This window comes from Microcystis sp. M44BS1, from assembly GCF_020244875.1.
In the GTDB taxonomy this organism is placed as follows: Bacteria; Cyanobacteriota; Cyanobacteriia; order Cyanobacteriales; family Microcystaceae; genus Microcystis; species Microcystis panniformis.
Genome location: NZ_JADBVM010000314.1, coordinates 1 through 24,415, shown reverse-complemented (window position 1 = coordinate 24,415; position 24,415 = coordinate 1). Strand labels below are relative to the sequence as shown.

Here is a 24,415-nt window from a genome sequence, read left to right as displayed (position 1 = left end):
TGCTTCGCCCCTACAGGACGCGGGCCGATGAAGACGCAAGGTTTTGAACGACGATTCTCTCAAAATCTTGCACCTGTTTCGGAAGAAAAGCCCCAAAACCCTTACTTTGCCTACATTTCACATTTATTCAGCAAACCCTAATTAGTTAATACCAATAACTAGAACTTTGTTGGGGTTCAGGGGCAAAAGCTAACCAGTAGGGGAATTGTAAAAGAGCGAAATTGAGCCGTTCTTCGGTATCATCGATGATAATGAGCGGTGAATATTTATCCTCAATTAAACGTTCCGCTTTTTGAATTAAAGCTTCGGGAGACTCAAAGAGAACGATGCCGCGGTCTGGTCCAAAATCGGCGCGGGAAATGCCGAGACAATCTTGGAGACCGCGCCGCCATTCGCCTAAACGTTCGGGACTATTAGCCAGAACGAGAGAACGGAAGCGCTCGCCCTGTAATTCCGCCATAATCGAGATAATTGCCGAAGCGACCAGAATATTCTGGAGACGGCTGCCCATACCGCGAACCGTACCCCGGCCCCCCTGTTTAAAGAACCACTGTTGCACCCGTTCGGCGTGAATTGGTTCAAAAGTGCGCCGTAATTGCCAAGGCGGACCGTAATAGTCAGGACGACTGCGATAACGGTCTAAAAGAGTTTGGATGCGCTGATTTTGGTCAGAAAAGCCCTGTCTAGGGGTGGATTGCCCCACCGGTTCCGATTCATAACCCGAACGGTTAGAGCGACGGGGTTCTTGCCAATTATCCCGGCCCTGGTTACTGGTACGGGAGGGACGGGGACTTTCTTCGCGATCATCCCGGCCTTGACTGCCACGGGATGGGCGCGGGTTTTCCTCCCGTTCGGTCCGCAGGGGAGGTTCCACGGAGCGGGGGGATTTTTCGGGGGTTTCAAAACGGGGTAATTCCAACTGTTCGGCAGCCGCGGCCAAATCCTGTAAACTGCCCACCAGATAGTCTTTAAATCCCTGAACCCGCACGGCTAACTCCTGGGAGACTCCGGCGAAATTACTCCGCATTTCCTGCCGAATCCGCTCACGACGGCGTTCTAACTGTTCGATCGCCACTTCTAAAGCCTGTTTGCGTTGTTCTAGGTCTTTTACCCCTTCCTTGAGCATTCTTTCGATTTGAGCTTTGATATCCCCCAATTCCTCGGCGATCAAGCGTTCTTTTTCCGCTTTTAATGCCGAGATTTCTGCCTCTAGGCTCTGTTTTTGCCGTTCTAGAGCCTCGATTTCTGCTCGTAGGGGTTGCGCTTGCGCTGTGGGAACTAATTCGCCTTCGGGGGCGATTGCCGATGGCAGGGGATTCTCTACCGGGCGATCGTTCCAGAGATCGTCAAAACTAAATTCTTCGACAGATTCATTGGGTAAGTCTGTCATTTTGTCAAGGGGTAAAACATTAAAATCTTCTGAAGTCATCGGCTTTAGAAATGCAGAGCGAACAGAGGGCCAAGGCAGGTAATTAAGTAAGTGGTTCTAATTAATAGACGATATATCTTGCCTTCGATCCCCCCTGCCCCCCTTATTAAGGGGGGTGCCGATAGGCGGGGGATCCCCCCTGCCCCCCTTATTAAGGGGGGTGCCGATAGGCGGGGGGATCTGACAATTTTTAACACCTACCCACTTAAGACGCTATTAGCTAGATTTCATTTTAACTCAATGTTAGTTCGCTTCTGAGTCGATCGCTTGCGATGCTGCTAAAGGATAGTATTTTTCCAGGCACAGTCTCAGGGTTGCGCTGTCAAAGATAATGGGCAAAAAATGAATGCTGTTAATTTCTTTGAAATAAAATAGGATCGGGACTTTATTCCAGAAAATCCGCCAATTTTGCCATTCTTGGTAGGGAAAGGAGCGAATTTGTTGCCCAGATAGATAGACATCTAAGGAAGTGGGGGTAAACTGGAGACGAATGCGGGTAGTCTGGAACATCAAGAATAGGCCTAACAGGGAGAAAATTATGCCGAGCCAGACCTGTAAAAAGAGCAATGGCAGCGATAAAATTACCAAAAACAGGGGAATTCGATAGTTAGGAGCCAGTTCGATCGTTCCTGTTACTTCTTGCGGGGAAATAGTTTTCATCGGTGTCCCTATCGGCAGTCAGCCAAAATATCTTCACTTCTAGTTTATCCCATTGTTTTTCGACAGGCGATCGAGTTAACGGGCCGCTGGATAATCGAGACTCGATCGGGGATGATCTGGTGGTGTCATGGCATCGTAGAAGGAGACTTTACCCCCATAGGCGCGCCGGAGATTAAAATCGGTTAAGACCTTAGATCGTTGAGCGGCGAGGATCAATTCTTTATTTAAGAGGATTAAATCAGCAAAATGGGTGATAGATTCGCCTAAATCATGGTTAACCACCATGACAATTTTATTTTCTTGGGCTAACTCACCAAAGATATTAAAAAGGATCCCCTCGGTTTTTTGATCTACCCCAACGAAAGGTTCATCAAAACAGAAAATCTCCGCTTCTTGGGCCAAAGATCTGGCTAAAAAGACTCTTTGCTGTTGTCCTCCCGACAACTGACTGAGGGGACGATGGCGTAAATCAGCCATTTCCACCCGTTCTAGAGCATTTAAAGCCTGTTGACGACTAATATGGGAAAAAGGACGAAACCAACCCGTTTTTCTGACTCTCCCCATCATTACCACATCCCAAGCGCTGACGGGATAAGTCCAGTCGATTTGAGTTCTTTGGGGAACATAAGCGACTTTATCCAGTTGTTGCTGTAGAGATTGCCCTTGATAGTTAACGCTTCCCTGTTGTACGGGAATTAATCCTAGCATGGCTTTGATCAGGGTACTTTTGCCCGCACCGTTGGGACCGATAATACCGGTTAATCGTCCCGGATGAATTTTCAGGGTGATATCCCGTAGAGCCTCCACGCCGCGATAATATACTCCCAGATGACTAACTGTAATTGTCCTTTGCATAGTTGTTACCCCGAGTCTCCAGTTCTAGCATAGCTAAAAATGAGACAAATATGAAGCAACCATGAAAAGATTATGAAAGATAGCTAAGGTGAGATCAATCGCCACTCAGTAAAGCTTCCACGAATTCGTAACTGGAAAAGGGCCGCAGATCCTCGATTCCTTCCCCGGCGCCGACAAAGCGAATCGGGAGGTTAAGCTGACGCGCTACGGCAAGGGCAACACCCCCTTTAGCTGTACCATCGATTTTAGTCAGGATCACGCCGCTTAATTGGGCAGCTTCTGAGAAAACTTCTGCTTGTCGCAGGCCGTTTTGTCCTAAAGTGGCATCGAGAACTAGAAGGGATTCCACCACGGCGCTCTCGGCTTTTTTGTCGATAATGCGGCGAATTTTGCTTAATTCTGCCATTAAGTTCTTTTTATTCTGCAATCTTCCCGCCGTATCCACTAAGAGTAATTCTATCTCCCTGGATTTAGCGGCTTCGATGCCATCGTACACCACGGCGGCCGGGTCGGTATTTTTGCCCGGGTTGGCAATGACTTCGACTTGCGATCGCTCTCCCCAAACTTTCACCTGTTCCACGGCGGCAGCGCGAAAGGTGTCGGCGGCGGCGATTATACAACTATAGCCAGATTGTTTAGATAAATGGGCTAATTTGCCGATAGTCGTTGTTTTACCGACTCCGTTAACTCCTGTGAGCATCCAGATATTTAATTTGCCTTTTTCTGGCTCAAAACCGGGGTTGCTATAATTGGCTAAAGGTGCATCTAAAATCTCGCGGATAATTTCTTTGAGATATTCGATCGCTTTTTCGGGGGGCAGAGCTTCCTGTTTTAGCTTATTTTGGAGGGTAGTGATAATATAATCGGTGGCATCTACCCCCACATCGGCCTGAAGCAATAAAGCTTCGATTTCCTCCACCGCGTCTTGATTGAGGGGACCCTGACCGACCACGGCCTTAAGCTGATTGACCAAGCTGCGGCGCGTTTTGCCTAAACCCTGACGCAATTTTTTTAACCAGGTGATTTCTTCTTCCGAAACGTCCTCTGCTTGTCGTCCCTGATTGGCTAAAACTTTGGCAGACCAGATAAAATCTTCATCCGGTTCTGTGGGGGTTTCGATGGCGGTTTCTTTGAGAATTTCGAGGCGATCGGATTTTTTCAGCCATGCGGGGGTATTATCCTCGGTTTCTTCTTCTTTAACTGGTTCTTCCTCTTGCGGAGGTTCCGTTTCAGCAATAGATGTTTCAGGGGTTTCGCTCACGACGGCCTCGGCCGTGGCTTTTTTCTCTTGAATATTTTTAAAGGCTTTTTTGGCCCAATCTAAATACTCTTCCTGACTGGTTGCCTCGCTAGGGGTTTCCTCTACGGGTGCAGGTGGTGCTTGTTCTTGTTCGGGTTGGACTTTCTGACGACGGAACCAGTTAAACATAGGAGAAACTAAACATAAAACTATTTATCTAGTTTATTTTAACCTTTGGCGTGAGCAATTTTGATAGTTAGATTTTTAATTGTGGATTTCTCAGCATTTTTTGCCAGAGATTACGCAAAAAATACGATGGTAGTAACTCAATTGATCAGCTTCCTCAAGGATAACTTTGTCTCTTTTTAGGGAAATGCTGTATCCTAGAAAATAGAATAGGAAGGAGAGTCAAAAATGTTAAGCGCTACTGAAACTAAATATTATACTCCCGAAGAATATCTAGCTCTGGAGGAAACGTCCGAAGATAAAAATGAATATCGTCAAGGAGAAATTATCCCAATGGTAGGAGCCACCACTAATCACAATCAGATTTGTCTAAATTTTTGCCGTAATTTTCCCTTAAATATCAATAATCAAGATTATTATACCTACATGGAAACGGTGCGTTTATGGCTGTCATATTATAGTATTTACACCTATCCCGATGTGATGGTGATTAAAGGTCAACCTCTCTATCAAGGGAATAGTCAATCTAACGTGATCAATCCTTTAATTATTGTCGAAGTTCTCTCTAATTCTACCCAAGCTTATGATCGAGGGGATCAGTTTAAATTCTATCGTTCCTTGCCAACTTTTCAGGAATATATTCTGATTGAACAATCTAGTTATAGTGTGGAACGTTACTATAAACAAAAGGATGATCAATGGTTAGTTGATTTCCTCACGGGGGAAAATGCGGTTTTACAATTGGTGTCGGTAGATTGGCAGATTTCTTGGCAAGATTTATATCAAAGAGTAAATTTTGACCTAGCAGAAACCTAAAATTAAGAGAAAGGTGAAAAAGAGTCGCTGTCAAGAAAATCGTCATCTCAAAACGGACTACTATTGTTAAATCTATGGAAGCTCTAGATTTTTCCGATCAACTACAATGGACAGCAGCAGCAAAAGCAAAACCGAAAAATATTCCCTATTTTGTTCGTTTCCAAGCGCGTCAGTGGATTTCTGAGATATTGAAGATACACTTTTCCGAGCCACTCAATTAATAGCCTTACTCAAGGATAACTTTGTCTCTTTTTAGGGAAATGCTGTATCCTAGAAAATAGAATAGGAAGGAGAGTCAAAAATGTTAAGCGCTACTGAAACTAAATATTATACTCCCGAAGAATATCTCGCCCTAGAGGAAACGTCCGAAAATAAAAATGAATATCGTCAAGGAGAAATTATCCCAATGGTAGGAGCTACCACTAATCACAATCAGATTGCCGGAAACTTCTATCGAAGATTTCCCTTAAATATCAATAATCAAGATTATTATACCTACATGGAAACGGTGCGTTTATGGCTATCAGATTATAGTATTTACACCTATCCCGATGTGATGGTGATTAAAGGTCAACCTCTCTATCAAGGGAATAGTCAATCTAACGTGATCAATCCTTTAATTATTGTCGAAGTTCTCTCTAATTCCACCCAAGCTTATGATCGAGGAGATAAGTTTAAATTCTATCGTTCCTTGCCAACTTTTCAGGAATATATTCTGATCGAACAATCTAGTTATAGTGTGGAACGTTACTATAAACAAAAGGATGATCAATGGTTAATTGATTTCGTCACCGGGGAAAATGCGGTTTTACAATTGGTGTCGGTGGATTGGCAGATTTCTTGGCAAGATTTATATCAAAGAGTCAATTTTGACCTAGCAGAAACCTAAAATTAAGAGAAAGCTGAAAAAGAGTCGCTATCAAGAAAATCATCATCTAATCAGCTTTTCAATAAATAGCTAATCTTTTTTGGTATAATGGACGGACTACTATTGTTAAATCTATGGACGCTCTAGATTTTTCCGATCAACTACAATGGACCGCAGAAGCAAAAGCAAAACTGAAAAATATTCCCTATTTTGTTCGTTCCCAAGCGCGTCAAAGGATAGAAGAATTAGCTCGTCATGCCGGTTCCGATCGAGTTACCGTGGAAATGGTGGAACAGGCTAGAGTAGAATTCGGACAGTAGATTTTTAGCCGCCAATTTGGGACATAGTACGGGTATAAATGCCGCTTGATGTGCCGGAATCACGCAGTTTAAAGTTTATTTCTGCTTTCATTTCTATTAATCCCCGGACTCTTTCCCTGATTTCTGCTGGCGAAATTCCCTGACGGAGGGCAGTTTTTAGGTCAATTTGTCCAGTTTCGTTGAGGAGACAGGGACGCAACCAACCATCGGCCGAAAGACGTAGGCGGTTACAGCGATCGCAAAAACATTCCGACATCTGACTAATAAAGCCAATTGTACCCTTAGCCCCCGGAATTTGAAAAACATCGGCTGGACCATTTCCCCGCACTTGACCCTCATTTAAGCCCCATTTTGCCCGAATTCGCCCTCTTAATTCCTCGTTCGCAATCCAAGCTTTTTCTAGAAATAAATCACCGTTACCGATGGGCATAAACTCGATAAAACGGACGTGCCAACGCTTCTCGATGGTCAAAGCCGCTAAATCTTCCACTTCTGCCTCATTTATTCCCGGAATCACCACCACATTCAATTTTAAGGGGTCAAAACCCACTCTCTGGGCCGCTTGAATACCTGCCCAAGTTTTTTGCCAACGACTCCGGCCGCGATTACCAATAATTTTATCGAAAGTGTCGGGGTCGAGGGAGTCTAAACTGATATTAATCCGTCTTAGTCCGGCTTCATACAACATTTCGGCTAAATTGTCAAGTAAATAGCCATTAGTGGTCAAGGCTAAATCGCTAGTGGCAGATAAAGAGGCGATATCGCGCACAATCTCCACTACTTCAGGATGTAACAGAGGTTCCCCACCAGTAAGGCGAAATTTGCGGAAACCGAGGGGAATAAAGACATTTTTGACTAAAGTAAGAATTTCCTCCCGGGTGAGTAAGTCTTGCGGTCGAACATAGGCCAATTCTGCATCTTCAGGCAGACAATACTGACAGCGAAAGTTACAGCGATCGATTAAACTAATCCTGAGATAGTCGATTTGGTTCATGTTCACGGGGAAATACTGTCATAAAACTTCATGAATTGATCATAACAATTCCGGCTCGATCGATATCTAGACATCGGGCCAAGTTTCCAGAAAACCACGGTAACATCTAGATATTAGTCTATGATGACAATAGATTTGCTCAATGGCAAGAGCCAATAACGATTGGGAAATTTGATAATTTTTCTTGATTGTACTTAAGTAGGTAGGCGTTAAAAATTATCAGACACCCCCCTTATCAAGGGTAGGGTTGATTCATGAATCAACCCTACCTTATCAAGGGGGCAGGGGGGAGCGAACCTAAAATCGATTTTTAATTTAATTATAACCAACTACTTAACTAAAAAGGTCAGCTAACACCCCAAAGAAATATTAAACAATCCTCTGGATATGGACAAACATAATACTATCTAATACTCAATCCGTTGAGGCGTTGGGTTTCATGCTTCAACCCAACCTACGTTCATCTTATATTTAATTCCACCCACCTACTTATCTAAATTGAACGAGCCAGTAATGCTATGATCAAAAATTAATTATCTTGAGATGGTAATTTGTGTGATGTTACCTTTTTTACTACCCATTGCCCAAACTCCCCCTAGTGTAGAAATAATTCGACCGGTGCAGGTGCGTCCTTTACCGAATCAACTAGATCAAGTTCCCGTTTTTAATAGCAATAGTCCTGAATTATTGCTAGGAGAAGGGATTTTGCTTTCGACTTTTCCCCCCCAAGAGAAAAGTTTTCCCTCGGCCCATTTAAATTATGCTTTTCAGGGACGCTTTGATATTTTTGCCCACCATATAGCGAGGGGGAGTTTTCCCGATAATTTACGCAGCCTTTATCTGGGTATATTACTCCACAATCCTAGTTCTAATCCCGTGACCGTTAAAATTCTGCAAGGAGCTAGTTATTTGAGTCAACCCGAGGCAGCTTTTATCGATTTACCCGCACAAGTGGAAAATAATCAGGGGACGGTTTTTGCCGGGCCGGGAAGTCGGGTAATGGGGGATATTTTAATGGGGCAGCGTCAGGATATTTTTCCCGATAGGATTATTATTCCGGCGGGGGAGAGTTTTATGGTCTTAAATGCGGCGATTCCCGTGCGCGATTTGACTCCCCCTTTAAACGGTAGGTCCACTTATCTCCGTCTGGAAAGTGACGGTCTTCTCTACGCTGCTAGTTTAGCTCTTTATGCACCCTTAGACGAAAATGGGCAGGAAAGACCACCAAATCTGACAGAGTGGCAAAATTTGCTAGAAAAAGGCAATTTATCGACTCCGCGCGATCAAGCGCCCAGTCCTCCTAATAGTCAAGGACAGATAATTTATGGACGGGTAGCGGGGGTGTCCCAAGGTTCAGCTTGGCCAGCCCGATTGGTAGATCGAGCTTCTTTATGGTTAAATATTCCTGATTCTGGTCAATCTATAGCCTATGGGATTAGCACCCTACCCGGGGGCAAACTGGGAACGGAACAAAATCAAAGTGCTAGTATGTTAGTTCGCTATCCCGATACGGCCTATCAAGCTCATGGTAATTACGGTGTGGAATATAGGTTAAGTTTACCTCTATTTAATGGAAGTGATGAGGCGAAAACAGTTACTATTTCGCTAGAAACACCGATTAAAGAGGATATTATTGGGCAGGGTTTGCGTTTTCTCGATCCTGCTGCCCCACAAGTGTTTTTTCGGGGAACAGTAGCCGTCAATTATAGCGATGACCAGGGACAGGCACAAAGCAGATTTTTCCATCTCGTCCAAAGACGCGGACAAGAGGGGCAACCTTTAGTGACTCTGACTATTCCTCCGGGGGATTGGCATATAGTACAGGTAAATTTTTTATATCCACCCGATGCAACTCCTCCGCAGGTTTTAACGATTAAGACCGAGTAGAACAAGTTTAAAATTGGCCGTTAACGATCGCAATATTCCATTGACCGTCTTGGTTGGTTTCAAAGGCAATTTGGCGACCATCACCGCTAATGGTGGGATTGCGGACGCTTCCCCGCAGGTTAGCGGTTAACAGGGTTGCACGGGACCGGGAACGATCATAAACCATGACATCACTTTTACCGCGTTCGCTGGAGATATAGGCAATTAAACGACCGTCAGCATTCAGAGATGGCTGATCTTGGCTAGAATCGCCACGATTTAGGTTAGGAAGATTAACTAAGCGCTTTTCTTGCAGATCGAATAAATATATACTACGACGACCGGAGCGATCGGAAGCGAAGGCTAAATAGCGACCATCAGCACTATAACTGGGGAATTGATCGGGAGCAAAACTATTTAAACCACCGGCGGGAACTTGAGGAGTGATCAAAAGAGGAGAATTACAGCCACTTATCCCCGATAACAGCCCAAAAGAGGCCAAAAATCGCCCCAGCCAGACAAAAAAATTTTTTTCTTTCATCTTGACTTTTGACCCCAAATGTGCTAGTAACTTTCTTCCTTGCCGACGGTTTTGAGGGTAAGTAGTTGATTGCCTTGACTGAGACTATCGGCGATCGCTTCTCGAATCGGCAGGTCAATAGTGGTTTCAGCGAGGATTTCTTGGGCTTTTTGCCGCAAATCTGCCCCAGTATCGGCATCTACTTGGTCTAGATCGAGTAATTCTTGCGATAGCTGTTCGATCGAATTCGGGTTAGTCATAGCTCAGGCTCCCAACAAGCTTAATTACAATCCCATGGTAAAGAGGATCCCTCTCTACCATGGGATTTTTTGGCTTTAATTCAGGATTGATCCCAATCCAACTTTAAAAACCCAGTTATGAATTGTTTCCCACTTCCCCACTTCCCTCAAAAAAATTTTCCCAGAGGTGCTTGACATAACCCTAATGATGAAGTTACAATCAGAAATGTGGCAAAAATGGGATTGTAGTTCAATTGGTTAGAGCACCGCCCTGTCACGGCGGAAGTTGCGGGTTCGAGCCCCGTCAATCCCGTAGAAATCTAGATTAGAGTCGCCCAGGGCCAGTAAACCTGTGGGCAGTAGGGTAAATAAACACGATCCTACTGCCTAGATTGGTTCTAATTTACCGATAAACCGGCATTAGCTTGAATATAATCGGGTAATTCAATCTTTACCGGTTGTACCCGCCAGATTTCCTCGCAGTATTCCCGAATCGATCGATCGCTAGAGAATTTTCCCATGCGGGCCACATTAAGAATCGCTAAACGACTCCAATGTTCTTGATCTTTATAGGCACGACCGACTCCTTCCTGACAATCGATATAGGACTGATAATCGGCCAGTAACATATAGGGATCATCGTAGATAAGATTATCCACGAGCGGACGGAATAAACTACTATCACCCCGGCTAAAAAATCCCGAACCAATGAGGTCTAATACTGCCCGCAATTCTTCGTTATGGTAATAGTATTCTTGGGGATTATAACCGGCGGCTTTCTTAGCATAAACCTCCTCGGTTGTCAAGCCAAAAAGAAAGAAATTTTCCGCTCCCACCTGTTCACGAATTTCGATATTTGCCCCATCGAGAGTGCCGATAGTTAAGGCCCCATTCATGGAGAATTTCATATTACCGGTTCCCGAAGCTTCTTTCCCGGCGGTGGAAATTTGTTCAGACAAGTCGGCAGCTGGATAAACCCGTTGACCGAAGGTAACATTATAATCGGGTAGGAAAACCACTTTTAAACGTCCTCCAATCGTCGGATCATTATCGATCACTTCTGCCACAGAATTAATCAATTTAATGATTAATTTTGCCATAAAATAACCCGGGGCTGCCTTACCACCGAAAATAAAGGTACGGGGGGTAATATCGAGATTGGGATTATTTTTGAGGCGATGATAGAGAGTGACGATATGTAAAACGTTGAGATGTTGCCGTTTATATTCGTGAATGCGTTTTACCTGCACATCAAAGAGGGTACTAGGATCAACTTTAATGCCGACTTTTTTATCGATATAATTGGCCAAATCTGCCTTAATATCGTATTTAATTCGTCGCCAAGAGTCCCGAAATCCTCCATCATCCACATAGTTTTCTAACCCGCGTAAATCCTCCAGATGCTTAATCCAATTTTCGCCGATTTTTTCTGTAATCGCAAAAGTCAAGCGGGGATTACTAGAAACTATCCAGCGCCGGGGAGTAACTCCGTTGGTTTTGTTGCTAAACTTTTCAGGAAAGAGTTCATAGAAATCGCGCAGAACATCTTTTTTCAGTAATTCTGTATGGAGGGCTGCCACCCCATTAATTGCCTGGGAACCCACACAGGCAAGGTGAGCCATACGGACGTATTTTTCGCCGCTTTCATCGATTATAGATAAACGGGACATTTTGCCGTCATCATGGGGATAAATAATGCGAATTTTATCCAAGAAACGATGGTTAATTTCGTAGATAATTTCCATTAATCGCGGTAAAAGACGACCAAAAATACTCAAAGGCCATTTTTCTAAAGCTTCTGGCAAAAGAGTATGATTGGTGTAAGCGAAGGTATTTTGAGTAATAAACCAAGCTTTATCCCAATCGAAATGATGCACATCAATTAACAAGCGCATTAACTCAGCTACCCCGACGGAAGGGTGAGTATCATTCAATTGTACCGACCATTTTTGATGAAAATTATCGAGACTGGGGTTCTCGTACAAGTGAATACGAATCATATCCTGTAGGGAACAGGAAACAAAGAAATATTGCTGTTCTAAACGTAGTTCTTTGCCTTGAATTGGTTCATCGTTAGGATAGAGAACTTTACTGATATTTTCCGAGTGAACTTTATTATCCACCGCACCATAATAATCGCCGCGATTAAAGCGACCAAAATCAAAAGATTCACAAGCTTCTGATTTCCATAGACGCATGGTATTAGCGGTGTTAACTCGATAGCCGAGAATTGGGGTATCGTAGGGAATTCCTTTGACTACATAATCGGGAATCCAACGACTGCGATAATTACCATTTTCGTCGGTATAGGATTCGGTATAACCGCCAAATTTTACCTCTACTCCCGCTTCTGGTCGGGCAATTTCCCAGGGATTTCCATACTGTAACCACTTATCGGTTATTTCTACCTGCCAACCGTCGTGAATTTCTTGATCAAAGATACCAAATTCGTAGCGAATACCGTAACCAATAGCCGGAATTTCTAGGGTAGAAAGGGAATCAAGATAACAGGCAGCTAAACGACCTAAACCACCATTTCCTAACCCTGGTTCTTCTTCCTGGGCAATTAATTCTTCTAGTTTTAATCCCGATTCGCTGACAGCTTTCTCCACCTGTTCGTAGATACCGAGATTAATTAAATTATTAGCTAAATGGGGACCGACTAAAAATTCGGCCGAGAGATAACAAACGGTTCTGACATCTTTTTTTAGATAGGTTTGTTGGGTGGTTAACCAACGCTGCAATAAACGATCGCGGATTGTATAGGCCAGGGCCATGTAAAGATCGTTTTTGCTGGCTAATTCTGGTAATTTACCTTGAATATAGAGTAAATTATCCCTTAAAGCCCGTCGGATAGTTTCTGTGTCTAATCCTGTTCTATCGTCTTCGATGATAATCGGACAAACAAAAGTTGACTCTGGAGATGGATTCATGGGAGTGTTTTTACTGAACATTGACTGCTCTTAGTTTACAATAATCTGTTCTCAAATTTTATCAAGAAAAGCTTAAATCTTGACTAAGATTAAGGTATAGTAATGAGAGAGTTAAGGTGATTAAATTTCAGTTACCGATAGGAAGCGAAAACAGGGGAAAGTTTGAGCAATGCGTGCTTTTGTGACGGGTGGAACGGGTTTTATCGGGGCGAATTTAGTGCGATTGCTTTTAGTCGAAGGCTACCAAGTGCGCGTCCTCGTCCGTCCCCAGAGTAATCTCAGAAATTTGCGGGGTTTAGCTCTCGAAATTGTCCGGGGTAATTTAAATGATGAGAACTTATTTAAATTAATGGTCGGATGCGAAGTTCTCTTTCATGTAGCGGCGCACTATTCTCTCTGGCAAAAGGATAGACATCAACTCTACCAAAATAATGTTTTAGGTACAAGAAATGTGCTAGAATCGGCGCATTTAGCGGGAATTGCCAGAATAGTTTATACCAGTTCTGTGGCGGCTATTGGAGTGGGTAAAAAGGGTGAAAGTGTCGATGAAACTTATCAAAGTCCCGCCCATCAATTGGTGGGTTATTATAAAAAATCAAAGTATTGGGCAGAACAGGAAGCATTGAAAGCAGTACAAAGAGGACAGGATATCGTTATAGTTAATCCTAGTACGCCGATAGGAGCCTTTGATCTTAAGCCTACACCCACTGGCGACATTATTCTCCGTTTTTTGCGGCGAAAAATGCCCGCTTATGTGAATACGGGATTAAATCTAATTGATGTGCGCGATGTGGCTTGGGGACATTTATTAGCTTTAGAAAAGGGTAGAACTGGCGAAAGATATATTTTAGGTCATCAAAACACTTCTTTAAAAACTTTGTTGACAGAATTAGCCGAAATTACTGGCAGAAATGCTCCGAAAATTGTTTTACCTTTTTGGATTCCTTTACTAATAGCTTGGCTGGATGAAAAAGTTCTTCCTGTCCTCGGAAAATCGCCCTCTATACCCCTTGATGGCGTGAAAATGTCAAAACAGTCCATGTACTACGATTCCTCGAAGGCAGTGCAAGAACTGGGCTTACCGCAATCGCCGATTAGACAAGCTTTAGCTGATGCTATCGATTGGTTTCAAACTAATGGAGACATTGCTTATTAAGACTGAGTAGGAAAGGAAAAAGATGGCCTCAATTGTGCTTAGATGCTTAAGTAGTTAGGTGTTAAAAGTTGTCAGACACCCCCCTTATCAAGGTAGTAGGGTTGATTCATGAATCAACCCTACTATGAATCAACCCTAGGGGCAGGGGGGATCAGACGCAAAATCTATTTAATAATTCATCTAGGAAAACCTGTTCTTGCTAAAGTGACTCCAATTTTAAGTGCAATCATCCCCCCCAAAACACTGCCCAACCAATAAATTAAACCGAAAGTTAAGTTTCCCTGCTCTAAAAATTTGTTAGACTCCAAACTATAGGTAGAAAAAGTCGTATAGGAACCACAAAAACCCGTGGCAATCATCAATCCTAATTCTGGGGCAATTATACGAATATTTTCCTTAACCATAGTAAAGATATAGGCAATAATTAAACAGCCAGAAACATTGACAAAAAATGTCCCAAAAAATCCCCATTCTTGACCAAAGATACTGTCAATTAATTCTGCGATATAAAAACGACTTAAAGCCCCAAAAATAGCCCCAATTGCTACGAATAAACCATAACGACCCCTGAAAAAATTCATGCTGTCTCTCCTGCCCTTAAATAGTCAATAAATTAGATAATTAACCTAGAAAAACTTGGGCAATAGCTGCCCCGATTCTCACGGCAATCAATCCGAAAATGATACTAGCAACGGCAAAAATAAGACTTAGAAAATTTTGTTGATTGCGCCAGAGTATCAGGATATCTAAACTATAGGTAGAAAAGGTGGTATAAGCTCCTAAAAATCCAGTTCTAACCATTAAATCTAGTGAGTGGGAATAAAAGGGAAAACTGGGTAAAATAGCCCCAAAAAAGCCGATAGCTAGACAGCCAGTTAAATTAATAATAAAGGTTCCAGATGGAAAGCGCAAGCCGAATTTCGCTTTTGTCCATTCGGTAATATGATAACGAGATAACGCCCCCGGAACCGCTCCTGCTACAATTGCGAAAACATCGTTCAAATCTGACATTGTTTCTGATTTTTTTGCTATCTTTGCCTAGGCTCTATGATAATTGATGCGGTTATCGATCGCATTGCCCATATTTTCAGGGGTGTTATTGTCGAGGACAACCCTCTGATTTTAAAATAGAGGTATGAAAATTCAACCGCGTAAACGTTTTGGACAACATTGGTTAAAAGATGAATCGATACTCGATCGCATCATCGGCGCTGCTAATTTACAATCCGAGGATCGGGTATTAGAAATCGGTCCGGGTACAGGCATTTTAACCCGTCGTCTTCTCGATGGCGCTCAATTGGTTGTCGCTGTAGAAATCGATCGAGATCTATGGACAATTTTAAATAAAAAATTTGGCCAACAAGATAACTTTCATCTCATCCCAGGGGACTTTCTTACCCTTAAACCCGAGCAACTGCCGCCAGTTAATAAGGTAGTGGCTAATATTCCCTATAATATCACCGGTCCGATCCTGGAAAAGCTGCTCGGTTCGATCGCCCATCCCTTCACCCCCCCTTACCAGAGTATTACCCTCTTGCTCCAGAAAGAAGTCGCCGAAAGATTAGTCGCTGTCCCCTCCACCAAAGCTTACAGCGCTCTCAGCGTCCGCATTCAATACCTTGCCGATTGTCAATGGATTTGTGATGTCCCCCGGCGAGCCTTTTCCCCACCTCCCCGGGTGGATTCGGCGGTAATTCAGCTTTTACCCCGTGTTTTCCCGAAAAATGTCGGTAATGCGGCCTTTTTGTCCACTTTAATTAGCTGGGGTTTTGCCAACCGGCGCAAAATGTTACGCAATAATCTAAAAAATTGTCTAGATAGCGATCGATTAAGCCAAATCCTGACACAATTAGAGATTAATCCCCTCGCTCGCGCCGAAGATCTCAGTTTATCGCAATGGATTGACTTGGCGGAAAAATTAGGTCAATTGCCAAAATTTTAGATTTTTTTTCTTGACAAATGCACAGTTATACCCTTCTAGCCCCCGCTAAAATTAATTTATATCTAGAAATCGTTGGCGATCGCCATGATGGTTTCCACGAGTTAGTCATGGTGATGCAGACGGTGGCATTATGCGATCGCATCACTCTCCGGCCGAACGGATTGCAGGAATTCCGTCTCTTTTGCTCTCATCCCCTCGTCCCCCAAGATAGCAGTAATCTCGCCCATCGCGCCGCCACTTTGATGGCGAAGGAATTCCCCCGCCTCTTTGCCAATTACGGCGGCATCGATATCACCATCGAGAAACATATTCCCGTGGCTGCTGGTTTAGCGGGGGGATCCACCAATGCGGCGGCGGTGTTAGTCGGCATCGATTTAATCTGGGAATTAGGCTTAACCCGTCCGGAATTAGAAACTTTAGCGGCAAAATTGGGATCTGATACTTCCTTTTGTGTGACAGGAGGAACGGTTATCTGTACGGGAAGGGGAGAAATTCTCGATCCTATCGCTCCTCTGACCGGATTATGGGTGATTTTAGCCAAATACGATCATTTATCCGTTTCTACACCCTGGGCCTACCAAAGCTATCGGCAAAAATTTCAGGATACCTATCTGTCTTCTCCAGAGGAATTTCATCACCGTCGTCAGCAGGTGAGTTCCGGGGCTTTGGTACAAGCGATCGCCCAGAAAAAACCAGCCGCTATCGGCAAATTTATCCATAATGACCTCGAAAAGGTGGTTTTACCCGAATTTACCCTCGTAGCCGAGTTAAGACAGGTTCTAGGGGATTTAGGCGGTTTGGGAACGATGATGTCAGGCTCTGGCCCGACGGTTTTTACTCTCTGTTCATCTCAGGAAGTGGCGGAAACTATCGTTAAAAAGGCCCGGGAAATTCTCGTCGCTCCCGATCTACAATTTTGGATAGCTCCAATCACCGATACAGGCATTCAAGTGACTTGAGAAAATTAAAATTGACCGCTTTTACCAAGATAACCAAACTCGCGGAATAATTGCCTCTCGATCGCTCATTTCTCGCCTTAAAATTTGCCAAACCTGCTGAAACCATTGTCGCACTTCACCGCTAGAATTACCCCGATAACGACATAAAAGACCATCTCCTAAAGTGCTAGTAACTCCCATCTCTCCTTCTAGGGAAAAATCTCTCACTTTCTCAATTAAATCTCTTCCCACCGGTTGACCGATATAAACTAAAGTACCGATTAGGGCGCTATCATTTAAACCGGAAAATCCCTCAATCATTTTACCACCTAACAGGAAGGAGCGATCGAGCCATAAAGGTTGTCCTGATCGCCAAATTTCCCAATTAGAATGCCATTCTCCCGCTAAAAATTTCTCGCCTCGCGCACTGCGACCAAAACGGGTAATTTCCCATCCCAACCAACTGCTATTTTCCCCTAAATCCACTCGTAAATGTTGGCGAAATACCGCACCATTAAAGATAATTGTTTCTTGGGGTAGCCATTCTAAACCAGCATTGTCATCGATTTTAATCTCGATTAATTGTTGAGCCATCTGACCGTTACTCTGGTAAACTTTTCCAGCAGAAGCAGTGGTAATCAGGGCATTAGTAGCGGCTTGGAGATGAATTTTTTGTTGAAGAACATCACCCCCAACTATTCCCCCCGCCGTGTGTAAAATCACCGTATGACAAAGATTTTTTCCTTCGGGATAAAAGGGTCTTTGTACTTTTAAAGGGGCGGTAGCATAGAGGTGACTAATCTGGGTTGCGAGATTTTTTTGCGTGTAAATTAGTTCTAGGTTTCCCTGCCACATTATTTATTGATCCTCAGTCATGGTTTCTAGAAATTGCCGATAATTTTCAGGACTGAGATTAATTTTAACTTCTATTTGCTGTTCTTTATCCCTGAACAGTAAAATATATTCACTTTCTGCTTTTTTGCCAACTAGGAGAGGATTTTTTAGCTCGAATTTTTGATAAACTAGATGGGGTTTTGTCACCCGAATAACTAAACTAGGTTGGGATTGGGGATAAATATATAATTGCTCCCGTTCCCGATCTAAAATTAATTGTTTGGGTGTCATGCTTCTTTCGTCAGCAAAAGTAGATTTATGCCAATAGAGGGTAATCCCGCGAATTTGGGGCATTTGGATGCTAAACTTTTCATCAAAACCTTGCCGCTCCCAATTAATATCTTCCAGAGAGCCAGTATCGGGAATTAAACGCTGTTGCCAGAAGACTTCCTTAAGATTTAAATCTTGCCACCATTGGCTAATAATTTGGAAATTCTCCAGATTATCGGGGTTGGGATTGGCACTTTGCCAGAGGAGAGGAGTAAGCATTTTGGGGTAATTTTTGCGCTGGGAAAATCAGGATAATAGCGTTCGCTAGAGTTAAGGGATCATTAATCTCAATCATCATCGATTCTTGAGCTGCCGATGAGGCCATGATATTAACTCTTGATCGCATTTTTATTTTATCCTAAATTATCGAGGGAAAAACTGCTAAAAGTGGTCTTCACTGGTGATCGCCAGCTGCCAGCCCAGAAAACTGAGGGAAGATCAGATAGATTGGGATATAATTAACTAATAAAGCTCTGTATGATCCCAAAAACTAGAATTGTTTTAATATGAACCAGCCTAGACTATTATCTTTTACCCTCGATGGTTGGGGTGTGCTAGGTGGTCCAGTTTCCCTATCCCTAGTTAACCAAGTTGGGGTATTAGTGGGGAGAAACGGTGCGGGGAAATCCGCTATCCTAGAAGGATTTGAAGCCATCTCATCCTGTGCTATCGGTAGATCGATCGTATCTCGGATGATTGATAGTGATAGCATTCCCTCAATTTTGCAGGTTGAAATTCTAACACCGACTAACCGGCGCTTAGGATACAGGTATGAGCTAATCATCCCCTTTTCTATGGACGATCTAGATACAGACATAGACGATACCACTAACGATAATTCCTTGGAAAATTCCTTTTCTTGGAATGATTCTTGTCATTATATTGATGGAGATCAAGAACTTCTCTGGAAAACCGAATTTGGACTAACAAGCTTTAATAATAATGGTGAGCAAATATTTGCTATTCTTGGCAATACTACCTCGCTGCGACAGTCAAATATACCTGGAAATTCATCGCTAAATTTACCTCCAGAAATGAAGTGGGTTTATGCTATTTTAAAAGGGATTCGTCTTCTTGGCAAAGCTCCTATCCGTCGCACATCAAGGCGACAGCCTTCCTTATTAAAGGTGGCAAGTAAGAAGGTTTCTACCAGTCGATTTGATCTAGCAGATACTCTAGCTCGGAGAATATTTTATTGGGTAGGTACGGATGATTTTGATGAACTAGAAAATGTTTGTCAACGAATAGGACTTGCCAAGAAAATCACTGTGCAGAAGTTTGTTTTGAGTGAGCATTCTGGACAGACAGACCAAGGTAAAGACGAAGAGTACATCGCTTCAGTATTATTAGATGGAGTCAATATTGGATTACTCTCCGATGGCACCTTGCGAGTTTTATCAATTCTTATCGAAATAATTGCTCACTCTCCTAATGCAACAACCATAATTGAGGAGCCAGAAACACAAATACATCCCGCAATGTTAGCAAAGTTATTAAATGAAATTAAATCCTATACTTGGGATGAAAATTTAATTATATCAACTCATTCACCACAAGTAGTAGCTTGGACAAAGCCAGAAAATATTAGCTTAGTCTATCGTAATCAAGGACGGACAAGTGTTAGGAAACTAGAGGAAGGAGAGATTGAAAAAGTTGTGGAGTATCTCTGTGAAGAAGGAGATTTAGGAGACTGGATTTACAGTGGTATTCTCGATGAGTAGTAACTTGATCGCCATAATTGCCGAAGATGAGACGGACTGCGATGTGTTTCGTCAAATTATCCATCGCGTGCTGGGGACAAATACTAGGACAAAATATTGGGCATCTAAATCCTGTAGTACATTAAAGAGAAAACTGTCAGCAAAACTTAAAGTGATGACAAGGGAAGGATGTGATGCTTTTATCATCGTTCATGATTTAGATCGCAATCCCAAGAATAACTCTCTTAATGATGAAAAACAATTGCGAGATAACTTAGAATCAAGCTGTTCCAATATTAATGGTCTCAGGAAATATATCTGCATCCCAATAGAAGAATTAGAGGCTTGGTTTTGGTCTGATCCAGAGGTGATTAAATATGTGGGACGAGGCAAGGGAAAAGCTCACCCAAACCCTCACCTAATTATCAAACCGAAAGAAGAATTGATCAAATTGTCAATCGGTGAAAATAGAAAACCCCGTTATAGTACCAACATGAATGTTGAACTGGCCGAAAAGCTAAATTTAGAACTTTGTGCCACTCGTTGTCCTTCTTTTAAAGAGCTGCGCGACTTTCTGCAATCTCTGTCAAGAGGATAGCAAACCATTAACCCCCCCATCCCAGCCAAGAAACCTGCGATCGCCGCCTCAAAACCGACAAAAAAGAGGGATTTTATGGTAAAATAGTCCTACAAATGGGCATATTCTGCACATCAAAAGGGTAAAAACCCGATTTTTAGCGAATTTACTCACAAAAACGCTTTTTTTGCCTTGTTATTGGAGTTAACCCCCCTATGACCGCCGCCCAGGATCATGTCGTCCCCACAGACTTAAGCAATGAAATGTCCCGTTCCTACCTAGAATACGCCATGAGCGTCATCGTTGGGCGAGCCTTGCCCGACGCTAGGGACGGACTGAAACCCGTACACCGGCGCATTCTTTACGCGATGTACGAACTAGGATTAACTCCCGATCGCCCCTTCCGGAAATGCGCTAGAGTCGTCGGGGAAGTATTAGGAAAATACCACCCCCACGGGGATACTGCTGTTTACGATGCTCTCGTCCGCATGGCCCAGGATTTCTCCATGCGCGATCCCCTGATTAACGGTCATGGTAACTTCGGATCGATCGATAACGATCCGCCAGCAGCCATGCGTTATACCGAGTGTCGTCTGCACACCCTGGCCACCAACGCCCTACTACAGGATATCGAGTCAGAAACCGTCGATTTCGCCGATAACTTCGATGGTTCCCAACAGGAACCCGTGGTTTTACCCTCTAGAGTCCCACAACTGCTAATTAATGGCTCATCGGGGATCGCCGTCGGTATGGCCACCAATATCCCCCCCCACAACCTGGCCGAGATTATCGATGGAACCGTTGCCCTCATCCATAACCCCGATCTCACCGATACGGAACTACAGCGTTATATCCCAGGGCCGGACTTTCCCACCGGGGGGCATATCCTTGGCAGAGACGGTATTCAGGAAGCTTACACCACCGGCCGCGGTTCTATTACCCTGCGGGGAGTCGCCTCCTTTGAAACCATCGAACAAAGGGGAAGACCCGATCGAGATGCTATTATCATCACCGAACTGCCCTATCAAACCAATAAAGCGGCATTAATCGAAAAAATCGCCGATTTGGTCAATGATCGCAAAATAGACGGTATTTCCGATGTGCGGGACGAAAGCGATCGCGACGGCATCCGGGTGGTGATCGAACTGAAACGAGATGCCTATCCTCGCGTCGTCCTCAACAATCTTTATAAACAAACGCCCCTCCAGTCGAATTTTGGGGCGAATATGTTGGCATTAGTCGATAACGAACCGAGATTACTGACTTTAAGGGAGTTTCTCCGGGTTTTCCTCGATTTTCGGGTAGAAGTGATCACCCGTCGTACCCGTTATGAACTCCGCAAGGCCGAGGAAAGGGATCATATCCTTCAGGGTTTACTAATTGCCCTCGCTAGTCTCGATGCAGTCATTGCCCTGATTCGCAGTGCTGCCGACACAGCTAGTGCAAAAGAGGGATTAGTGCAGAATTTTGGTCTTTCAGAGGTGCAAGCGGACGCAATCCTACAAATGCAGCTGCGACGGTTAACTGCCCTAGAATCGGAGAAAATTCAGCAAGAACACGGGGAATTACTGACAAAAATCGGCGATCTTCAGGATATTTTAGCCAGAAAAGAACGGATCGACAGCATTATCGAGGAAGAACTGCAACAGATCAAAACGATTCACGCTACCCCCCGTCGCAGTCATATTGAACAACGGGAAGGAGAAATCGCCGAAACTGACTTGATTGCCAACGAACAGGCCTTAATTCTCGTCACCGAACAGGGTTACATCAAAAGAATGCCCGTTAATACCTTTGAGTCCCAAAATCGGGCGACAAGGGGCAAAGCTGGCGCGAAAATGAAAGAAGACGACGGCATCGATCACTTTATCACCTGCCGCGATCATGATAGCGTCCTCTTTTTCACCGATCGCGGGGTTGTCTATAGTCTCAACGCCTATCATATCCCCACCGGTTCCCGTACCGCTCGCGGGGTTCCGATCGTGCAACTGTTAGAGATTCCCAAAGGTGAGAAAATCACCTCGGTGGTGGCAGTCAGCGAGTTCAGCGAGGATAATTACCTGATTATGCTCACACAAAAGGGATTTATCAAGAAAACCGCCCTCGCTGCCTTTAGTAATATTCGATCGAACGGTTTAATCGCCATTTCTCTCGAAGACGGTGATCAACTACGTTGGGTTCGCTTGGCTAAAGAGGAAGATAGCGTCATTATCGGTTCTCGTCAGGGGATGGCAATTCATTTTAAGGCCGATGGTCAACAATTGCGATCCCTGGGCAGGGCAACTAAGGGCGTAAAATCGATGAAATTGCGCTCAGGTGACGAATTAATCAGTATGGACATCCTGCCTAGTCAAATTGTCGCCCAAATCGCTGAATCTAACGAAGAAGAAACCGAGGACGAAAGCGAAGAAATTAACCCCGAAGTGGCTAATAATGGCCCCTGGGTGTTAGCGATTACCATGGCAGGACTAGGAAAACGGGTTCCCGTTACCCTCCTCCGGCTACAAAATCGGGCGGGATTAGGAGTCAGAGTGATTAAATTCCGCAAAAAGAACGATAAATTAGCGGCTCTGCACGTTGTTAACCCCAACGAGGAATTTATGATTATCACCGAAAGGGGTATTATCATCCGTCAATCCGTCGATGCTATTACTCCCCAATCGCGATCGGCCGGAGGCATCCGGGTACAAAAACTCGATGAGGACGATGCGATCGCTGCTGTCGCCCTAGTTCCCCCTAGTGATGCGGAGGAATCTGAAGATAGTTAGATTTGCTGGGAAGTGGGGAAGTGGGGAAATTGAACTAAAACCCCAAAACCCCAAAACCCCAAAACCCCAAAACCCCAAAACCTAAAACCTTCCTGCTGCCTTCGTTAAAATTTGGGGTTAAAACTGAAAAAAGTGCATTAATTGGGAGATTTCCTGAGCGTCTAAGGATAAACGCCCTTTAAAATCCACAATATTCTTAAATAATCCCTGTTCTTCTCTATTTTTAATAATGGCAGCCGCCAAATTATCGCTGATCAGGGGTAGGGTGGTTAACTGCTCGATCGAGGCGGTGTTAGGATTGATTTTAGGGGGTGCGAGGTGACTTTCGGGGCTATAATAGGCAAATTCTAGAATCGGTTCCCAAGCTTTCAATCTAGCCACAGGAACACTCAAAGCAGCCGCTAGATCTTCAAGACAAAGCAATTCTACCCCCATACCCAACAATTCCACCAACATCCGCGCTTGATGGATGGATATCCCCGGCAATCGCAGCCAATCATCCACACCCGCTTGACTGACATTAATTTTAATCCCCAATTGTGCCGCCATAGCGATCTCATCGAGGGAACGAAAGCGATAATAGGGATCATTGCTAATTTTGGCTTTTAAAGGGTTAAAAGTGCGTCCTAACCAGTTTTGCGGTGTCATTGTAGTAATTGTCGCCGTTTTTCTTCAAATTCGTACTCAGAAATTAATCCTTCTTGCCGGAGGCGCTCTAATTCCCTTAAAGCTGCCCCGATCGCCTCTACTTGTTTAGGCTCTAAACTGGGGACAGTGGCAGCAGCGGCAATGGGAAAATAGTTAGCTAAAAATTGGTTATCTTGGATTAAATACCACACCGCATCGATCGCGCAAGCCACCCGGGGAATCGGAGTTTGCCAAAGGAGAAGATAAATAATTCCCCAGAGAGGTTGACCGAGATAGAATTTATGAATACCGGCGATAGGAAAGGGTAAAGCGAGAATACTACCGATAAAAGCCAAAAAAATCGCTAATTTACGGCTTTTGGGCTTACTTAATAATTTTTCCACCAGAAGCATGACACCTGTTCGAGATTGATTTTAGCCTGATCTGAACCTTCTATTCTAAAATAAGTAGGGAGGCACAATTATTTGTAGGATGGGTTAGCGGTAGCGTAACCCATGCGGCCGTTGGGTTTCATGCTTCAACCCAACCTACGTTCATCTTATATTTAATTCCACTCACCCACTTACTCTTTGGTTCTAAGTAGGGAGACACAATTA

The 24,415-nt window shown here is 43.8% G+C and carries 25 protein-coding genes and 1 tRNA gene; 12 read left to right on the top strand and 14 right to left on the bottom strand.

What is annotated here, in order from left to right; all coding sequences use genetic code 11:
• Positions 1 to 145 precede the first annotated feature (145 nt).
• The 4 genes from IM515_RS23300 to ftsY form a co-directional block, all read right to left on the bottom strand.
• Positions 146 to 1,429 carry a DUF3086 domain-containing protein gene (locus IM515_RS23300; protein WP_287628895.1) on the bottom strand — a complete coding sequence of 428 codons (1,284 nt, stop codon included), beginning with the start codon at positions 1,427 to 1,429 and terminating at the stop codon, positions 146 to 148.
• A 243-nt stretch (positions 1,430 to 1,672) separates the two neighbouring features.
• Entirely contained in the window at positions 1,673 to 2,089 is a 417-nt protein-coding gene (locus IM515_RS23295; protein ID WP_002777863.1) for a DUF3119 family protein, read from the bottom strand.
• Positions 2,090 to 2,164: 75 nt separating this feature from the next.
• Entirely contained in the window at positions 2,165 to 2,944 is a 780-nt protein-coding gene (locus tag IM515_RS23290) for a metal ABC transporter ATP-binding protein (RefSeq protein ID WP_287628896.1), read from the bottom strand.
• A gap of 94 nt (positions 2,945 to 3,038) precedes the next feature.
• Positions 3,039 to 4,373 carry a signal recognition particle-docking protein FtsY gene (gene ftsY, locus IM515_RS23285; RefSeq protein ID WP_272015950.1) on the bottom strand — a complete coding sequence of 445 codons (1,335 nt, stop codon included), beginning with the start codon at positions 4,371 to 4,373 and terminating at the stop codon, positions 3,039 to 3,041.
• 225 nt (positions 4,374 to 4,598) lie between these two features.
• On the opposite strand from ftsY, the gene IM515_RS23280 reads away from it, so the two are divergent.
• The 4 genes from IM515_RS23280 to IM515_RS23265 all read left to right on the top strand — a co-directional run bounded on the left by IM515_RS23280 (position 4,599) and on the right by IM515_RS23265 (position 6,374).
• Entirely contained in the window at positions 4,599 to 5,186 is a 588-nt protein-coding gene (locus tag IM515_RS23280) for a Uma2 family endonuclease (protein WP_287633051.1), read from the top strand.
• Positions 5,187 to 5,260: 74 nt separating this feature from the next.
• Complete coding sequence (locus IM515_RS23275) at positions 5,261 to 5,407, top strand: PCP reductase family protein (RefSeq protein ID WP_287633053.1); 147 nt, start codon at positions 5,261 to 5,263, stop codon at positions 5,405 to 5,407.
• Positions 5,408 to 5,487: 80 nt separating this feature from the next.
• Complete coding sequence (locus IM515_RS23270) at positions 5,488 to 6,075, top strand: Uma2 family endonuclease (protein ID WP_287633055.1); 588 nt, start codon at positions 5,488 to 5,490, stop codon at positions 6,073 to 6,075.
• Positions 6,076 to 6,188: 113 nt separating this feature from the next.
• Positions 6,189 to 6,374, top strand: coding sequence for a PCP reductase family protein (locus IM515_RS23265; protein ID WP_002751785.1), 186 nt, complete (start codon positions 6,189 to 6,191; stop codon positions 6,372 to 6,374).
• 4 nt (positions 6,375 to 6,378) lie between these two features.
• Here IM515_RS23265 and moaA read toward each other — a convergent pair whose 3' ends face one another.
• Positions 6,379 to 7,368 carry a GTP 3',8-cyclase MoaA gene (gene moaA, locus IM515_RS23260; RefSeq protein WP_002771509.1) on the bottom strand — a complete coding sequence of 330 codons (990 nt, stop codon included), beginning with the start codon at positions 7,366 to 7,368 and terminating at the stop codon, positions 6,379 to 6,381.
• A 543-nt stretch (positions 7,369 to 7,911) separates the two neighbouring features.
• On the opposite strand from moaA, the gene IM515_RS23255 reads away from it, so the two are divergent.
• A complete protein-coding gene (locus tag IM515_RS23255; RefSeq protein ID WP_287630180.1) occupies positions 7,912 to 9,255 on the top strand; it encodes a DUF3370 domain-containing protein in 1,344 nt (447 codons plus the stop codon).
• A gap of 7 nt (positions 9,256 to 9,262) precedes the next feature.
• Here IM515_RS23255 and IM515_RS23250 read toward each other — a convergent pair whose 3' ends face one another.
• Together IM515_RS23250 and IM515_RS23245 are read right to left on the bottom strand one after the other, a co-directional pair.
• The gene (locus tag IM515_RS23250) at positions 9,263 to 9,775 is read right to left on the bottom strand and encodes a TolB family protein (protein ID WP_002761577.1); all 513 of its coding nucleotides are present in this window, start codon (positions 9,773 to 9,775) and stop codon (positions 9,263 to 9,265) included.
• Positions 9,776 to 9,798: 23 nt separating this feature from the next.
• Positions 9,799 to 10,014, bottom strand: coding sequence for a hypothetical protein (locus IM515_RS23245; protein WP_002761575.1), 216 nt, complete (start codon positions 10,012 to 10,014; stop codon positions 9,799 to 9,801).
• Between the two features lie 218 nt (positions 10,015 to 10,232).
• Here IM515_RS23245 and IM515_RS23240 point away from each other — a divergent pair.
• Positions 10,233 to 10,306: transfer RNA gene (locus IM515_RS23240), tRNA-Asp, on the top strand.
• A gap of 85 nt (positions 10,307 to 10,391) precedes the next feature.
• On the opposite strand, the gene IM515_RS23235 is transcribed toward IM515_RS23240, so the two are convergent.
• Positions 10,392 to 12,926, bottom strand: coding sequence for a glycogen/starch/alpha-glucan phosphorylase (locus IM515_RS23235; protein WP_287630181.1), 2,535 nt, complete (start codon positions 12,924 to 12,926; stop codon positions 10,392 to 10,394).
• A gap of 169 nt (positions 12,927 to 13,095) precedes the next feature.
• On the opposite strand from IM515_RS23235, the gene hpnA reads away from it, so the two are divergent.
• Entirely contained in the window at positions 13,096 to 14,082 is a 987-nt protein-coding gene (gene hpnA, locus IM515_RS23230) for a hopanoid-associated sugar epimerase (protein WP_193960524.1), read from the top strand.
• A gap of 176 nt (positions 14,083 to 14,258) precedes the next feature.
• Here the strand turns inward: hpnA and crcB (IM515_RS23225) are convergent, their stop codons facing one another.
• Positions 14,259 to 14,663, bottom strand: coding sequence for a fluoride efflux transporter CrcB (gene crcB / locus IM515_RS23225; protein ID WP_287630182.1), 405 nt, complete (start codon positions 14,661 to 14,663; stop codon positions 14,259 to 14,261).
• A 40-nt stretch (positions 14,664 to 14,703) separates the two neighbouring features.
• Positions 14,704 to 15,093: a fluoride efflux transporter CrcB gene (gene crcB / locus IM515_RS23220; protein WP_287630184.1), complete on the bottom strand. Its 390-nt coding sequence runs from the start codon at positions 15,091 to 15,093 to the stop codon at positions 14,704 to 14,706.
• Between the two features lie 124 nt (positions 15,094 to 15,217).
• On the opposite strand from crcB (IM515_RS23220), the gene rsmA reads away from it, so the two are divergent.
• Both rsmA and ispE read left to right on the top strand, forming a co-directional pair.
• Positions 15,218 to 16,024 (top strand): 16S rRNA (adenine(1518)-N(6)/adenine(1519)-N(6))-dimethyltransferase RsmA, encoded by an 807-nt coding sequence (rsmA, locus tag IM515_RS23215; protein WP_002788167.1) that lies wholly within the window; start codon positions 15,218 to 15,220, stop codon positions 16,022 to 16,024.
• Positions 16,025 to 16,041: 17 nt separating this feature from the next.
• On the top strand, positions 16,042 to 16,983 hold the full coding sequence (gene ispE, locus IM515_RS23210) for a 4-(cytidine 5'-diphospho)-2-C-methyl-D-erythritol kinase (RefSeq protein WP_287630185.1): 942 nt from the start codon (positions 16,042 to 16,044) through the stop codon (positions 16,981 to 16,983).
• Positions 16,984 to 17,004: 21 nt separating this feature from the next.
• Here ispE and IM515_RS23205 read toward each other — a convergent pair whose 3' ends face one another.
• Both IM515_RS23205 and IM515_RS23200 read right to left on the bottom strand, forming a co-directional pair.
• Positions 17,005 to 17,817, bottom strand: a complete 813-nt coding sequence (locus IM515_RS23205) for an urease accessory protein UreD (RefSeq protein ID WP_287630186.1) — start codon at positions 17,815 to 17,817, stop codon at positions 17,005 to 17,007.
• 3 nt (positions 17,818 to 17,820) lie between these two features.
• Positions 17,821 to 18,345, bottom strand: a complete 525-nt coding sequence (locus IM515_RS23200; protein WP_287630187.1) for a hypothetical protein — start codon at positions 18,343 to 18,345, stop codon at positions 17,821 to 17,823.
• Positions 18,346 to 18,632: 287 nt separating this feature from the next.
• Between IM515_RS23200 and IM515_RS23195 the strand changes: the two genes are divergently transcribed.
• The 3 genes from IM515_RS23195 to gyrA all read left to right on the top strand — a co-directional run bounded on the left by IM515_RS23195 (position 18,633) and on the right by gyrA (position 23,171).
• The gene (locus tag IM515_RS23195; protein WP_287630189.1) at positions 18,633 to 19,847 is read left to right on the top strand and encodes an AAA family ATPase; all 1,215 of its coding nucleotides are present in this window, start codon (positions 18,633 to 18,635) and stop codon (positions 19,845 to 19,847) included.
• Positions 19,840 to 20,424, top strand: a complete 585-nt coding sequence (locus tag IM515_RS23190; RefSeq protein ID WP_287630190.1) for a DUF4276 family protein — start codon at positions 19,840 to 19,842, stop codon at positions 20,422 to 20,424. Before IM515_RS23195 ends, IM515_RS23190 begins: the two co-directional genes overlap by 8 nt.
• 194 nt (positions 20,425 to 20,618) lie before the next feature.
• The gene (gyrA, locus tag IM515_RS23185) at positions 20,619 to 23,171 is read left to right on the top strand and encodes a DNA gyrase subunit A (RefSeq protein WP_287630191.1); all 2,553 of its coding nucleotides are present in this window, start codon (positions 20,619 to 20,621) and stop codon (positions 23,169 to 23,171) included.
• Between the two features lie 117 nt (positions 23,172 to 23,288).
• On the opposite strand, the gene IM515_RS23180 is transcribed toward gyrA, so the two are convergent.
• Both IM515_RS23180 and IM515_RS23175 read right to left on the bottom strand, forming a co-directional pair.
• Positions 23,289 to 23,819 carry a ComEA family DNA-binding protein gene (locus IM515_RS23180; protein WP_046663126.1) on the bottom strand — a complete coding sequence of 177 codons (531 nt, stop codon included), beginning with the start codon at positions 23,817 to 23,819 and terminating at the stop codon, positions 23,289 to 23,291.
• A complete protein-coding gene (locus tag IM515_RS23175) occupies positions 23,816 to 24,211 on the bottom strand; it encodes an NINE protein (RefSeq protein ID WP_287630192.1) in 396 nt (131 codons plus the stop codon). Before IM515_RS23175 ends, IM515_RS23180 begins: the two co-directional genes overlap by 4 nt.
• Positions 24,212 to 24,415 lie beyond the last annotated feature (204 nt).